The sequence below is a fragment of the Acinetobacter sp. WU_MDCI_Abxb74 genome, assembly GCF_025513915.1.
GTDB lineage: Bacteria > Pseudomonadota > Gammaproteobacteria > Pseudomonadales > Moraxellaceae > Acinetobacter > Acinetobacter calcoaceticus_C.
This window is the reverse complement of sequence record NZ_JAHPRP010000001.1, coordinates 965,670-979,449: the sequence shown is the minus strand read 5'-3', so window position 1 is coordinate 979,449 and position 13,780 is coordinate 965,670. Positions and strand designations below refer to the sequence as shown.

Sequence of the window (13,780 nt, the reverse complement as noted above, 5' to 3'; positions counted from 1 at the left end):
TGTTGGATAAGTTCTATTTTGGAACTTGATATTTCATTCCAGTGAAATATATAAAAATAAAGGAGTCAATAGGAATGGTAGAAGCACTGAAGCAAAATACAACAGATGTTACCGCATGTATTTTGTGTTCAAGAAATTGCGGGTTAAGTGTCGAAATTAAGGATAATCAGTTTACCAAAATCAAAGGCAATCCTGAGCATCCTTTCTCTCAAGGCTACATTTGTCAAAAGGCAGCAAGATTACAACACTATCAGCAGCATGCAGACCGCTTGACTACGCCGTTAAAACGTCAGCCAGATGGTTCTTTTCAAGAAATTAGTTGGGACAATGCTATACAAGAAATTGCCGAGCGCTTAGTTCATATTCGAGATAATTTTGGCGGGACTGCTTTTGCTTCCGTAGGCGGCGGTGGCCAAGGTAACCATCTCGGTGCAGCTTATGGGCGTCAACTTTTACTAGCCATGAAAAGTTATTACGTATACAACTCTCTTGCCCAAGAAAAAACGGGTGATTTCTGGCTGAATGGACGTTTATTTGGAAGTCAGGCCTGCCATACCACCGAAGATGTTGAATACGCTGACTACGTTCTGTTCATTGGTACAAATCCATTTCAAGCACATGGGATTCCAAATGCACGAGACACGCTAAAGCATATTAAAAAAGACCCTAACCGGACTATGGTGGTATTTGACCCGCGCGTTACCGAAACAGCCAAACAAGCAGATATCCATGTGCAATTAAAGCCTGGAACGGATGCTTTTTTAATGTCGGCCATGATTGCCATTATTATTAAAGAACAACTTTATGATGTGCAGTTTATTGAGCAGCATACGCATGGCTTTGAAGAGGTAAAAACAGCTTTTAACCGTGTCCCGATTGAAGAATATATTGCCAAAGCAGATGTACCAGTCGATTTGATTTATCAAGTGACTAGAGATTTTGCCAAGGCTAAAAGAGGCTGTCTGCGTATCGATTTAGGTATTCAGCATACTTTAAATACAACATTAAACGGATATTTAGAAAAACTACTGTATTTAGTGACTGGTCACTTTGGAAAACAAGGTACCAATAATTTGCATACCATGTTTATTCCAATTTTAAGTGATACCGATGAAAGAAAGCCGAAATATCGACGTAGTGTTTACCATAAAATGTTCCCGATTTCCGGATTTTTCCCACCAAATATTTTGCCGGATGAAGTATTAAAAGCAGGTGAAAAACGAATTCGCGCAATTTTTGTAGATAGCTGTAATCCTTTAATAACTTACCCCGATACACCTGCCTATGAAAAGGCATTTAAGGCGTTAGATTTATTGGTCGTGGTCGATGTTGCCATGACGGAAACGGCTAGGTTGGCAGATTATATTTTGCCTGCACATACTCAGTTTGAAAAATGGGAATTTACAGGTTTTAATCTTGAGTTTCCTAAAAATGGTTTTCATTTAAGACATCCTGTATTCACGGCTCAAAGCAATACTTTACCCGAAGCGGAAATTTACACGCGGTTGCTTGAGGCTATGCAGGTTATTCCTAAAAGCTTTCCATTGTTAGAAAAAATAGCTGCAATCGACTCGAAAAAAACAGCATATTTACCTTATCTGTCGGCTTTAGGCGTGACCTTCGCTCGGCATAAAAAATATATTCCTTTTGCAGCTTCAATCCTCTATCGCACTTTAGGTAAACATTTAGAAAACTCAGCTGCTTCAGTTGCATTTTTATTACCTCTGTCTATTCAATACGCTGTTTTACATACAAAAGCTGTTCGCCGTGCGGGCTATAAAGGTAATCCTTTAACCTTAGGTGTTCGCTTGTTTGATCAAATATTAAAGCAGAGGTCAGGCGTGGTGTTGTCGCAACATGAATATGAAGAAGTTTGGAAGCTCGTTGCCTATAAAGACAAAAAAATACGTCTGGCTATTCCCGAAATGTTAAATGAGTTGGCAAATTTAAAAAATCATCAATTTAGTATTGAAGAGTTTCCTTTCATCCTGTTGTCAGGTGAACGTCGTAGTTATAACGCCAATCAAATTTACCGCGACCCTGCATGGCGAAAAGTAGATGCAGAAGGGGCTTTGCGAATTCATCCTGAAGATGCGACAAACTTGAATGTAGCAGTAGGAGATCAACTCAAATGTATCTCACAACACGGAGAAATTCAGGTCACCGTAGATTTTGATGAAGGTATGAGAAAAGGTGTTGTTTCTCTTCCACATGGCTATGGCATGCGCTTTCAAGGTGGAGAGCCGATAGGACCACAATTAAATCTTCTGGTGTCTGCTGAACATTGTGATCCGTTGTCTAAAACCCCGTACCATAAATATGTACCCATCCGTTTAGAAAAATGCTAGAAATAATGTAGGGCATTTCAGAGATTAACGCCGCACTCATTTGATACAGCTTTAAAATTTAAGTTGAAAATAGTACGGCGATTAATCTAGCTGATGCCCAAAAAGTTATGGATGATAATTAGAATTGGAACAAATTTTGCATAAACAGCAGAGCACTATTGAAGAGCAATTTATTATTTTAATCGCCCATAAAAAGTGCCCGCAATATTTGAACTGTTCTCGACATGAGTGCAAATGATGAAACAATATCACTCTGAAACTGCGCCAATGCTTCTGCAAGATCAATATGGGCGCATCAAGCGGAAGTTACGTATTTCGGTAACGGATCGCTGCAATTTTAAGTGTGTATATTGCATGCCTGAACATCCTGAATGGCTAAACAAACAAGACCTGCTTAGTTTTGAAGCACTTTTTCAATTTTGCCATTTTATGGTGCAGCAAGGTATTGAAAGTATCCGTATTACGGGTGGCGAACCATTAATGCGTCAAGGTATTGTTCACTTTGTTCGTGATTTACAAGCTTTGAAAGTGTTAGGTTTAAAGCGGGTTTCAATGACCACCAATGGACACTATTTGGCTAAATATGCTCAGCAGTTAAAAGACGCGGGTTTAGATGATTTAAATATTAGTTTAGATAGTATTGATGCTATTCAGTTTAAAGAACTCACCAAGAAAAAATTAGAACCTGTTCTAGAGGGTATCCAAGCTGCTAAAGATGCTGGATTACCTTTTAAAATTAACTGTGTATTAATGAAAAATAAAAACAACGATCAGATATTACCGATGGTGAAGTGGTCAATTGCCAATCATATTCCTTTACGCTTTATTGAGTTTATGCCTCTTGATGGCGATGCACTTTGGTCGAGTAAAGATGTGGTGAGTGAAGCTGAAATATTACAAGTTTTGCAACCTCACTATTCAGTACAGGTCGTCGAACAAGAGCATGAACCAGCACGCCAATATTTGATTAACAATAGCTACGCTCTCGGAATTATTTCCACAATCACTCATTCATTTTGCCATCAATGTGACCGGATACGACTAACGGCGCAAGGTGAGTTATACAACTGTTTATTTGCACCGCAGGGGCTAAATATTAAACCCCAGCTTCAATCATTATTACGTGCAAATGACTCATCCGATCATGCGCTGCATATTCAACAGTTAACAGATATGGTTATGCCGTATATCTGGCATAAAGCTAAAGGTTTTTACGCCTTACAACATCAACAAGCCCGTAAAATCAGCATGCATATGCTTGGGGGATAAATGCAACAATCTATTCAAATTAAAATCGAAACGTTTGGTGCAATTGAAAAATTGCTTCCTCAAAATCTTTCGGTAGTTTTTCCTAGCCAGATTTTGGTTAAAGATGTATTAGATGAAATTGTTTCATTACATCCGGAATGTACACAAGCCATGGAAAAATGTGCATGTGCAATTGGTGATAATGTCATAACGCGTCAATCTGCTTTAAGTGAACCATGTACTTTGGTTTTATTATCGCCAGTTGCTGGAGGTTAAGTCATGCAAGATTTTGCACGTATACAAGAGCAGGCTTTAAGTTTAGATACTTTTGATCCTATCCAATCATTTCCTGAATGTGGTGGAATCGATATTTTTATAGGTACGGTTCGTAATCACCATGAGGGTAAAGCTGTTAAGGCGTTGAAATATACGTCATATAAGCCACTTTCTGAAAAAATGATACGTGAAATTGAACTGGAAATTGAGAAAAAGTATCAGGTATCTTATGTGCGGGTTATTCATCGGATTGGATATTTGGATGTAGGTGAAACAGCCATTATTGCGATTGCTTATGCAGCTCATCGCCGTGAAGCGTTTCAGGCATGTGAGGAAGCGGTTGAGCGGGTGAAACATGAAGTACCAGTTTTTAAAGAAGAGTTCTTTACAGATGGTACAAGTCACTACGTAGAAGGCTGCTGTATTCGCAAAGATGCACCGCAAGAACACAAGCATCACCATCATACCGGCCATGAACACCAACACTGAATATGCACGACTAGGATAAAAAATGAAAAACGTAGGAATGAAGCCGGAAAGTTATCGTGTTGCTGAAGCACAGGCAATTTTATATGCGCCACCACATTGTATTGAGCTATTAAGACAAGGGAATACTGAAAAGGGTGATGCATTAAAAACCGCACGTGTTGCAGGAATCTTGGCAGCCAAACGCACCGATGAGCTAATTCCTTTATGCCACCCGTTACCGATTTATCGTGCAGACGTTGAATATGAATTAGAGCATGATTTCGTAAAGATTATTACCGTAGTTGAGACCATTGGCCCTACTGGGGTTGAAATGGAAGCCTTAACGGCTGCAAGCCTTGCAGGTTTAACGATTTATGACATGTTAAAACCACATTGTGAGCCAGAAGAACTCTGGATGGATCAATGTAAACTGCTTAAGAAAAAGGGTGGAAAATCGCACTTTAAACGTGTACTTCGTCAACCCGTTTCGGCAGCGGTCATTGTGTTATCCGACACCGTTGCAGCCGGTAGAAAACCCGATACAGCCGGAAAATCTGTGGTTGAAACTTTAACTGAGGCAGGATTCGATCCGATTCATTACCAAATTTTGCCTGATGAAGCAGAAACTCTAAAAGATTTAGTGCTTGAGTTGAGCAAATCATATGCTTGCATTATGACGGTTGGTGGGACTGGAATTGGTAAGCGTGATATTACAGTCGATACATTAGAGCCACTTTTAGAACGTAAATTAGACGGCTTAATGGAAGCAGCGCGATCTTTTGGACAAAAACGCACGCCATATGCAGCAATGTCACGTGGAGTAGCAGGTTTTATTGACCGTTCTTTAGTGGTGACTTTACCGGGAAGCCGTGGTGGAGCAAGCGAATCAATGGCTGCTATTTTACCCGCCCTTGTTCATATTTTTGATGTTTGCCGTGATTTACCGCATCCAGGAGGTTATGAATAATGTCAGGTTGTGGTACAGAGGGTGGTTTAATTAGGGTAGATGAAGCACTTGAGCTAATTATTAAGCAACCAAAAAAGTTGGGTTCGATTAACCAAGTTCTTCAAAATAGCCTAAGTAGATATCTCGCTAAAGAAATTTATTCAGAAATTAATCTGCCAAGTTTTTCTCAAAGTGCGGTAGATGGTTATGCACTTTGTAGCCATGCTGAAGATTTGCAACAACAAAAATTTCAGGTTACAGGTGAGATTCGTGCGGGAAGCGAAAGCCATGACACCCTTAAAGAGGGTCAGGCTATTCGTATATTCACAGGCGGTAAAATTCCAGAAGGAACAACCCATGTTGCTCGGCAGGAAGTCGTATCGGTTCTTGCAGCACAGGAAATTTGCTTAACTGAGCATATACGTCCTCAAGCTGATATACGTTTTACCGGAGAGGAAATTCAAAAAGGTCAATTGCTTGCCCAAATTGGACAGTTTCTAAATATTGGAAGTTTGGCCGCCTTAAGTATGGCTGGTGTGCGAAAAGTTAAAATTTACCGTGCGCCGAAAGTTGTTGTTTTAGTGACTGGAGATGAAGTCGCCGAAACCGCAGAAGATCTTATCGATGGCAAAATTTTTGATGCAAATGGACCATTACTAAAAGCTTGGTTTGAAGATTATGGCTTAGATGTTGAATTGATTCATGTGGCAGATGAGGCAGAGCAAGTCATGCATTACTTTAATCAGTGCAAAGACAGTCATGATGTTATTATAACGACAGGTGGAGTCTCTGTTGGTGATTATGACTTTGTACGACCATGTGCTTTTGAGGTTGGTTTTGAACAAATCTTTTGGAAAGTAAAACAGAAGCCGGGAAAACCTCTATTTTTTGCTGAATATTCCCAGCCAGAAAGAGGCCATCATTGTTACTTGTTAGGCTTACCGGGTAATCCTGCTGCTGTATATGTGGCTATGCAGATATATGGTAAAGCCTTGTTAGATAGCTTGCAGGGGAATCAGGCGGGGCCAGAGTGGTTTAGTGCGATTTTGGAGCATGACTTAAAAGAAGATGCACGTGAACGTTTTTTGCGCATGTATGCTTATTTTGAAAATGGACAGCTTAAAATAAAAAGTCTGGCAAAACAGCAATCACATATGCTGAGTAACTTAATGCAGGCCAACTGTCTTGTTCGAATTCCAGCGGGTGTAAAACTAGAAGCGGGTTATATATTAAAAGGTATATTTATTTCAAATTAAGTATAAAGAAAGAGAAATATGGCTCATTACGCCGTGAATGAGTCATATTTATTCAGCAATTTTATATTTTCTATAATGAATAATTTTTATAAAAGTTAATAAGCATTTATTTTTTTAGAATCAATCTTGCATATATTGTGACAAGTGGTTTAGGGTATAAACTATAGAGCCATTGGGCTAAATAATATCGAGGAATGCATAAAGATGAAATGGGACGACATCGGTGATCAGCCTTGTTCGGTTGCTCGTATGCTATCAGTAATTGGCGATCGATGGACGATGCTAATACTACGTAATGCTTTTATGGGAATACGACGTTTTGATGACTTCCAGAAATCATTAGGTGTAACTCGTCATGTTCTTTCAGATCGTTTAAAACGCTTAGTTGAATATGAAATTTTAGTCAAAGCACCTTATTTTGATAGACAAGAGCGTTTTGAATATCGACTAACTGATAAAGGCTTTGAGCTTTATCCAATTATTCTGTCTATGGCGAATTGGGGCGATAAATGGATGGATCAAGGTTTGGGTAAGCCATTAGAATATCGTCATAAAACCTGTGGGCATAAATTTGAACCAGTTATGGTGTGTTCGGTGTGCCGTGAGCCTTTACATGCTAAGCAAGTACAAGTGTCAGCAGGACCGGGTTATTTTGCGTATATTCAACAAAAACAGAAACAAGCCTAATATTTTGCTCTATAAACTATGAAAACTCTTGCTGAATGGCATTGGTGAGAGTTTTATAGATGTGTTCGTGGTTTGACTGTGCCACATTAAAACGTATGAATTGACCAGCATTAGGTGCTTGGCTAAAAGCATTGCCTGGGGCAAGAATAACATTATGATTAATACAATATTTCGCAATTTTTGAAGCTTCTAAACCTTCAGGTAAATGACACCATACAAAAATTCCAGCTTGTGGCTTAATCCATGGTCTTATGCCAAGAGGTTCAAGTTTTGTGATGGTTTCATGCATGGCTTTTGCTAGACGTACTTTTAATAACTCTAAATGCTTGCGATAAGAGCCGTCTGTCAAGGCAGAGAGTAAAACCTCTGCGGAAACGCCGTTATGCGAGAAATTGGTGGCAATTTTTAAATCGGTGAGCTGATCAATCCATTCTGGTTTAGCAATAATATAACCACAACGAATAGACGCAGATAATGTTTTAGAGAAGCTTCCAATAAAAATGACGCGTGAAAGATTATCTAAAGCTGCAAGTCTAGGAGCGGGAGTATATTCAAAATCTGAGAAAATATCGTCTTCAACTACAATCAGATTAGATTGTTCAATCAGCTTTAACAATTGGTGTGCCGTAGATAGAGAAAGTGTGGCACCAGTTGGGTTGTGAATGCCTGAATTGGTGATATAGAGCCGAGGATTATATTTCTCTATGGTCTCTTTAAATGCTTCTAAATCTGGGCCATTTACGGTGTAGGGTACTCCAACCAATTTAACTTGATGAACTTTAAGCAAGGCATGAAAATTAAAATAACACGGGTCATCAATGATCACGACATCATCAGGCTTTAATAAAAACCGAAAAACCAAATCAATCGATTGCGTTCCCGAATCTGTTAAAAGTACTTGATTTAGATTTGCATCTATTCCTTTCGATTGAGCACGTCTTGCTAATAAATCGCGTAAAGCTGGTAATCCTAACGGGGTTGAATAACCCATTAAACAAGCGTCTGTCCCTCTTGCAGCAGCTCTTAATCCTTTGCGAATACTCTCTAAGGGCATCCAGTCATCGGGTAGCCAACCGCATCCAGGTTTAAAAACATCAGCTTTTGCTTCTAAAGATTGACGAGAGATCCATAACGGGTCTACGGAACGTTCTAATTGAGGGCTTAATTCACTTAAAGCTAGAGGTGCAAGTGGGCCAACAATATAAAAGCCTGAGCCAGTTCGCGATTCAATTTTTCCAAGCGCAATTAGTCTTTCATAGGCTTCAACAACTGTTGAAACAGAAAAGCCAAGATCCTTGGCTAACTTACGAACAGAAGGTAAGCGTGCTCCAGGCATCAAAGATCGGTTTTTTATTTGTTGTTCAATCTCTGAAATGACAATTTCAATTTTTGTTTTTGCCTGATTCACTTGTTTGTAATCCTAACTGTACTGGTCATAGATACATAACAGTTCTTTTAAATTGTACTGCTTTGTATCTGGTTTTATCACCTTAGCACAGCTTAAATTCTTCGTATAGTGATGGAGAAAATTATGAATAGGTTTATGAATGGCTGGGTGAATGGATTTATTGGGGTAGCTATTTTTGCCGGGTCTCTACCAGCAACACGTGTTGCTGTAATGGGATTTGAACCTGGGTTTTTAACGGCAGCACGTGCAGCAATTGCTGGTATTTTGGGGCTTATTCTTATTTTAGTTTTAAAACAAAAAAAGCCAGCCAAGCAAGATTGGTGGCCACTTGCCATTGTTGCTATAGGCGTAGTGATCGGGTTTCCTTTATTTACAGCGCTTGCCTTGCAATATATGAATGCAGCCCATTCAATTGTCTTTGTTAGTCTTTTGCCACTTGCAACTGCAATCTTTGCTGTGCTGAGAGGTGGAGAAAAACCGAATCAATTTTTCTGGATATTTGCAGTCTTGGGGAGTGCAGTTGTTTTCGCTTATATGTTTTTCCTTTCTGGTGATACATCACTTGGAATAGGGGACTTTTACATGTTGATGGCGATTATTTTCTGTGGTTTTGGCTATGCAGAAGGTGGTGTACTTTCAAGAAAAATCGGTGGGTGGCAAGTCATTTGTTGGGCGCTCATTCTGTCATTACCCTTCATGCTGTTCTTTACTATTTTTTATATGCCAGCTTCATTTCAGAGTGTGTCTACATCAGCTCTAGTCGGTCTTATGTATGTGTCTTTGTTTAGTATGCTGATTGGTTTCTTCTTTTGGTACAAAGGACTTGCCCAAGGCGGAATTGCTGCCATAAGCCAACTACAACTCTTACAGCCTTTAATGGGTCTAGCCATTGCGGCAATTTTATTGCACGAACATGTGAGCTGGTCCATGTTAGGAGTAACAGCAGCCACTATTTTATGTGTCGCTGCTGCTAAAAAGTTTGCTTAATTTTATAAACAATTTGCTGGTTTAGGAATGCCTGCCAAACGACTCAAATGACGGGCAACTAAACCAGTATTAAATTGTTGCTGTAAAACAGCATTATTAATGTCTGGACTTATGGTTTTCATAAGATATTTGATAAGTGGGCGAGTTGCTGGAGAATGCCCAAACTGTTGGTAAAACTGACGAACAGCAGCTAAAACTTCAAAATGCCAATCAGTTAATTCAAGATCAAGTGACTTAGCGAGTTCTTGTGCAACTTCAGGATTCCAGATCGTATAATCAACCAAATGACCATCTTGGTCTAATTCTAAATTCATGAAACTAGCCTAAATATATTATTTAAGAGAAATACAGCGATTAAATGTTAAAGCAAGATCTGCAAATTGAGCATAGTCGAGTACATTTATCTGAGTTAAATTATCTGTATCGAGTAAACCTTTTTCGACACTTAAGCACGAAACAGATTCAAACTGTTGAATAACCTGAGCTGAAAGCTGAGCAACAGAGTCGCCCATAAAAACAATCTGATCACCTACCTGATAAATATCACGCAATTCATCAATAATTTTAGGGGTATTGTGATAAGAAGACTGCACTAGATAAAGTGTTGATGGATTCATTAAATTTACACCTTCATCTACCAATATAGAACATGATCAAAAGATTGAATGAACTCAGTATTTAGCTGGACGAACTCAAGCTCTTGTTCAGTGTTGCGAACAAAAGGATGCTGCTGATTTTTGCTTTCAATAAGAATTGGGCTCAAATCATAAAACTCAAAGCTTTCGACCATATTTGAAGCCACTTTGAAGGCATGATGAAACTGGTTAAAGCTTAGATCATTTTGCAAAAGACTAAGAGCAGCATCTTTCAATAATACTTTGACTGGTGAGCCAAAGGTTGCTAAAACCATAGTAGCAGAAAGGCTTTCATTGATTTGAAGACTAGTTAAGTTGGCTTGGCTTAAAATAACGAGTACAGATTTCACACAATATACCTTTTAAAAGCAACAATCTAAGCAAACAAAGTAACTTAAAATTGAATAAGACGAGATGCTGACTGTACTGCATCAGCAAGTTCACCTAACCCGACGAGTTCAAAGTCTTTGGCAAGGTTGTGATGAGTCAGGTGATGGCGACTGGCATTTTCTGCATCGGTAATACCGCGAGCGAGGGCAGCACTCACACAAACAGGAAGTCGAATCGAGAGCTTTTGCCATTCATGCGTTAAATTACGCTGGTCGTCAGGAACCCATTGAAAATCATTAGCAACCTGCACGCCATCTTGGTAAAAGAATACACGAAAGTCTTCATTTTTACTTTTGAGTGCCTGAGCAAGTCCTAAAGCATGCCAAGCATGGATGGAAGTAGGAGCAGAGGTAATTAGTAGTAATGTACTCATTAAGAATTCACTATGGTCATACGTCTAAATGGGCGTAGATACATTAAGAGAAAGGTAAGTATACAATGATTTTAGTGACAGGTGGTTTAGGCTTTATCGGTTCACACATTGCTTTGAGTCTAATGGCTCAAGGGCAAGAGGTGGTAATCGTCGATAATTTGGCTAATTCGACCCTGCAAACGTTGGAACGGCTAGAGTTTATTTCTGGCATGTATGTTCCGTTTGTTAAACTTGATGTACGTAATACGCCCGCACTCAATAAGGTCTTCGAACAATATTCAATTGATGCGGTTATTCATACTGCAGGGTTTAAATCAATTGAAGAATCCAATCTTAAACCACTTGAATATTATAATGATAATGTCAGTTGCATCATGAGTTTGCTCCGTGCCATGCAACGTACGGGTGTTCGTCACTTTATTCAGCTGTCAAGCCTTGCTGCCTATGGAAAATCTGGTCTGCAATTAAGCGAAACAGACGAATTCAATTATGCTTACCCTAATCCTTACATTAAGTCTCAACAGATGATTGAAGAAATCATTCGTGATACTTATAAAATTGATCATGAGTGGAAAATTGCGATCTTGCGCTTATCTAACATTGTAGGTGCGTTTGAACATGGCGTACTCGGAGAATATGTCGCGCAGCTTCCCAAAAATATTGTGCCGCTTGCCATGCAAGTTGCAGCCATGCAACGTGATTTAATCGAATTACAAGACCAAGCAACCACTTCAGATCATACGACTGAGCGTAGTTTTCTACACGTTTTAGATGTGTGTGATGCTGTAAGTGCAAGCTTACATTGGCTGCGTAACCAAACGCATTGTTGTGAGGCATTTAACATTGCCCATGATCAAGTTCACTCTATTCGTCAATTATTAGATGAAATTTCACAGGTAACCCAAGCTGAAATTGCGACTCAACCTGCGATTTATAAGCATGTCGAGTTAGAGCAAGTTGGGGCAAATATAGAGAAAGCAAAAACATTATTGCAATGGGCGCCTAAACGATCATTAAAGCAAATGATTGAAGATGAATGGCGGTTCTATCAAAATACATTAAATGGAAGATGAGATAATGATTCTTATTTACAATAATGGAATGCTTGAGTACGATACTCATATTAACTAGCCAGAGCAAAACTTGCTTCAGCCCGTGAGTTCTTTTACCAGATAACTGAGGTTTCTATGCAAACACGAATTGAACATGACACTATGGGTGAGATTGAAGTTCCAAATGAAGCATTGTGGGGAGCACAGACTCAACGCAGCTTACAGAACTTTAAAATCGGGCAAGAACGATTACCACGTGCCATGATTCGAGCAATGGGGCTAGTAAAAAAGGCTGCTGCAATAACCAACGCTGAACTTGAACAGTTACCGCAAGATTTGAGCCAATATATTGTGGGCGCGGCTGAAGAAGTGATTGCAGGCAAGTGGGATTCTCAATTTCCTTTAGTTGTTTGGCAGACGGGTTCTGGTACGCAAAGTAACATGAACTGTAACGAAGTGATTGCAAATATTGCAAACCAGAAATTAGGTCAAGCGTTGGGTGCTCAGAAACCAGTACATCCCAATGATCATGTCAACCGTGCTCAATCAACAAACGATTCATTTCCAACGGCCATTCACGTGGCGGCAAGTTTGCAAATTAATGAATTACTCATTCCGGCAGTAGAACAACTTAAAGCGACTTTGCAAAAAAAATCTGATAAGTTTCAATCTATTGTTAAAATTGGCCGTACCCATTTACAAGATGCAACGCCATTAACATTGGGTCAAGAATTTAGTGGTTATGTCTCTCAGCTTGAGCATGGGATCGTACGCTTACAACAGGCATTAACTGGCTTATATGAATTACCATTGGGTGGCACTGCGGTCGGTACAGGGCTAAATGCACATCCTGACTATGCAGTGAAATCAGCTGCACAACTTGCCTTGCTTACAGGCTTACCGTTTGTGACTGCTCCAAATAAATTTGAAGCACTTGCGGGACGTGATGCTGCTGTTTTTGCATCTGGTGCCTTAAAAACGCTTGCAGTCAGTTTAAATAAGATTGCCAATGATATTCGATGGTTAGCAAGTGGGCCACGTTGTGGTTTCGGTGAAATCCGTATTCCAGAAAATGAACCTGGTTCAAGCATTATGCCGGGCAAAGTAAACCCGACACAAAGTGAAGCAATGACCATGGTCGTTGCGCAAGTGCTTGGAAATGATACGACTATTAATGTGGCCGGTGCTTCAGGTAACTTTGAATTAAACGTATTTATGCCTGTAATTGCTTACAACCTATTGCAGTCTATTCAATTGCTTGGTGATGCTTGTAATAGTTTTAATGATCACTGTGCGGTGGGAATTGAACCTAATCAGGATAAAATTGATCACTTCTTGCATAACTCTCTCATGTTGGTTACTGCTTTAAATCCAGTGATCGGTTATGAAAATTCTGCAAAAGTTGCAAAGACTGCTTATAAAGAAAATAAGACTTTAAAGCAGGTCGCTGTTGAGCTTGGTTTAGTTACGGCAGAGCAATTTGATGAAGTGGTTAAACCTGAAAAAATGGTTTCACCAAATAGTAAATAATCTCTTCTGATAGACTTTTTTATTTTCAAATACTTCTGTAATATTCGTAAGTTGCTAAGTACAACAAAAGTCCTGAATGATCAGCGCAAAAAATCATAAGGGGAAGGCCCGCTTGAAAAAGTGGGCTTTTTTTATATCTTGAAATACTAATGTCATATCTAGACTTTAGTTTTGCT

Annotated in this window: 15 protein-coding genes; 10 read left to right on the top strand and 5 right to left on the bottom strand. The window is 39.4% G+C overall.

Annotated elements, in window-relative coordinates; all coding sequences use genetic code 11:
• Positions 1–74 precede the first annotated feature (74 nt).
• The 7 genes from KTH84_RS04745 to KTH84_RS04715 all read left to right on the top strand — a co-directional run bounded on the left by KTH84_RS04745 (position 75) and on the right by KTH84_RS04715 (position 7,229).
• Positions 75–2,348, top strand: coding sequence for a molybdopterin-dependent oxidoreductase (locus KTH84_RS04745; RefSeq protein ID WP_262472223.1), 2,274 nt, complete (start codon positions 75–77; stop codon positions 2,346–2,348).
• Positions 2,349–2,576: 228 nt separating this feature from the next.
• Positions 2,577–3,617: a GTP 3',8-cyclase MoaA gene (gene moaA, locus KTH84_RS04740; protein ID WP_262472221.1), complete on the top strand. Its 1,041-nt coding sequence runs from the start codon at positions 2,577–2,579 to the stop codon at positions 3,615–3,617.
• Positions 3,618–3,872 carry a MoaD/ThiS family protein gene (locus KTH84_RS04735; RefSeq protein WP_262472220.1) on the top strand — a complete coding sequence of 85 codons (255 nt, stop codon included), beginning with the start codon at positions 3,618–3,620 and terminating at the stop codon, positions 3,870–3,872. It abuts the gene before it with no gap.
• A gap of 3 nt (positions 3,873–3,875) precedes the next feature.
• Positions 3,876–4,361, top strand: coding sequence for a molybdenum cofactor biosynthesis protein MoaE (locus tag KTH84_RS04730; protein ID WP_133973011.1), 486 nt, complete (start codon positions 3,876–3,878; stop codon positions 4,359–4,361).
• 22 nt (positions 4,362–4,383) lie between these two features.
• Positions 4,384–5,307, top strand: coding sequence for a bifunctional molybdenum cofactor biosynthesis protein MoaC/MoaB (gene moaCB, locus KTH84_RS04725; RefSeq protein ID WP_133973013.1), 924 nt, complete (start codon positions 4,384–4,386; stop codon positions 5,305–5,307).
• Entirely contained in the window at positions 5,307–6,542 is a 1,236-nt protein-coding gene (locus tag KTH84_RS04720; protein ID WP_262472217.1) for a molybdopterin molybdotransferase MoeA, read from the top strand. Before moaCB ends, KTH84_RS04720 begins: the two co-directional genes overlap by 1 nt.
• 204 nt (positions 6,543–6,746) lie before the next feature.
• Entirely contained in the window at positions 6,747–7,229 is a 483-nt protein-coding gene (locus tag KTH84_RS04715; protein ID WP_042894021.1) for a winged helix-turn-helix transcriptional regulator, read from the top strand.
• Between the two features lie 16 nt (positions 7,230–7,245).
• Here KTH84_RS04715 and KTH84_RS04710 read toward each other — a convergent pair whose 3' ends face one another.
• Positions 7,246–8,637: a PLP-dependent aminotransferase family protein gene (locus KTH84_RS04710; RefSeq protein WP_262472215.1), complete on the bottom strand. Its 1,392-nt coding sequence runs from the start codon at positions 8,635–8,637 to the stop codon at positions 7,246–7,248.
• 123 nt (positions 8,638–8,760) lie between these two features.
• Here KTH84_RS04710 and KTH84_RS04705 point away from each other — a divergent pair, with 123 nt between their 5' ends.
• Positions 8,761–9,624 carry a DMT family transporter gene (locus tag KTH84_RS04705; protein ID WP_197731005.1) on the top strand — a complete coding sequence of 288 codons (864 nt, stop codon included), beginning with the start codon at positions 8,761–8,763 and terminating at the stop codon, positions 9,622–9,624.
• A 2-nt stretch (positions 9,625–9,626) separates the two neighbouring features.
• On the opposite strand, the gene KTH84_RS04700 is transcribed toward KTH84_RS04705, so the two are convergent.
• From KTH84_RS04700 to tusD, 4 genes are read right to left on the bottom strand one after another with little or no spacing between them, the layout of a single operon-like run.
• Positions 9,627–9,938 (bottom strand): TusE/DsrC/DsvC family sulfur relay protein, encoded by a 312-nt coding sequence (locus KTH84_RS04700; RefSeq protein WP_262472213.1) that lies wholly within the window; start codon positions 9,936–9,938, stop codon positions 9,627–9,629.
• An 18-nt stretch (positions 9,939–9,956) separates the two neighbouring features.
• On the bottom strand, positions 9,957–10,241 hold the full coding sequence (locus KTH84_RS04695) for a DsrH like protein (protein ID WP_262472212.1): 285 nt from the start codon (positions 10,239–10,241) through the stop codon (positions 9,957–9,959).
• Between the two features lie 17 nt (positions 10,242–10,258).
• Entirely contained in the window at positions 10,259–10,609 is a 351-nt protein-coding gene (locus KTH84_RS04690; RefSeq protein WP_042894026.1) for a hypothetical protein, read from the bottom strand.
• Between the two features lie 44 nt (positions 10,610–10,653).
• Complete coding sequence (tusD, locus tag KTH84_RS04685) at positions 10,654–11,022, bottom strand: sulfurtransferase complex subunit TusD (protein ID WP_042894027.1); 369 nt, start codon at positions 11,020–11,022, stop codon at positions 10,654–10,656.
• A gap of 65 nt (positions 11,023–11,087) precedes the next feature.
• Here tusD and KTH84_RS04680 point away from each other — a divergent pair, with 65 nt between their 5' ends.
• Both KTH84_RS04680 and fumC read left to right on the top strand, forming a co-directional pair.
• Complete coding sequence (locus KTH84_RS04680) at positions 11,088–12,095, top strand: NAD-dependent epimerase/dehydratase family protein (protein ID WP_133973026.1); 1,008 nt, start codon at positions 11,088–11,090, stop codon at positions 12,093–12,095.
• 114 nt (positions 12,096–12,209) lie between these two features.
• Complete coding sequence (gene fumC / locus KTH84_RS04675) at positions 12,210–13,604, top strand: class II fumarate hydratase (RefSeq protein WP_262472210.1); 1,395 nt, start codon at positions 12,210–12,212, stop codon at positions 13,602–13,604.
• Positions 13,605–13,780 lie beyond the last annotated feature (176 nt).

Coding starts and splice junctions, on each gene's coding strand:
- KTH84_RS04745 (WP_262472223.1), top strand. CDS start 75: ATGGTAGAAGCACTGAAGCAAAATACAACAGATGTTACCGCATGTATT.
- KTH84_RS04735 (WP_262472220.1), top strand. CDS start 3,618: ATGCAACAATCTATTCAAATTAAAATCGAAACGTTTGGTGCAATTGAA.
- KTH84_RS04730 (WP_133973011.1), top strand. CDS start 3,876: ATGCAAGATTTTGCACGTATACAAGAGCAGGCTTTAAGTTTAGATACT.
- moaCB (WP_133973013.1), top strand. CDS start 4,384: ATGAAAAACGTAGGAATGAAGCCGGAAAGTTATCGTGTTGCTGAAGCA.
- KTH84_RS04720 (WP_262472217.1), top strand. CDS start 5,307: ATGTCAGGTTGTGGTACAGAGGGTGGTTTAATTAGGGTAGATGAAGCA.
- KTH84_RS04715 (WP_042894021.1), top strand. CDS start 6,747: ATGAAATGGGACGACATCGGTGATCAGCCTTGTTCGGTTGCTCGTATG.
- KTH84_RS04705 (WP_197731005.1), top strand. CDS start 8,761: ATGAATAGGTTTATGAATGGCTGGGTGAATGGATTTATTGGGGTAGCT.
- KTH84_RS04700 (WP_262472213.1), bottom strand. CDS start 9,938: ATGAATTTAGAATTAGACCAAGATGGTCATTTGGTTGATTATACGATC.
- KTH84_RS04695 (WP_262472212.1), bottom strand. CDS start 10,241: ATGAATCCATCAACACTTTATCTAGTGCAGTCTTCTTATCACAATACC.
- tusD (WP_042894027.1), bottom strand. CDS start 11,022: ATGAGTACATTACTACTAATTACCTCTGCTCCTACTTCCATCCATGCT.
- KTH84_RS04680 (WP_133973026.1), top strand. CDS start 11,088: ATGATTTTAGTGACAGGTGGTTTAGGCTTTATCGGTTCACACATTGCT.
- fumC (WP_262472210.1), top strand. CDS start 12,210: ATGCAAACACGAATTGAACATGACACTATGGGTGAGATTGAAGTTCCA.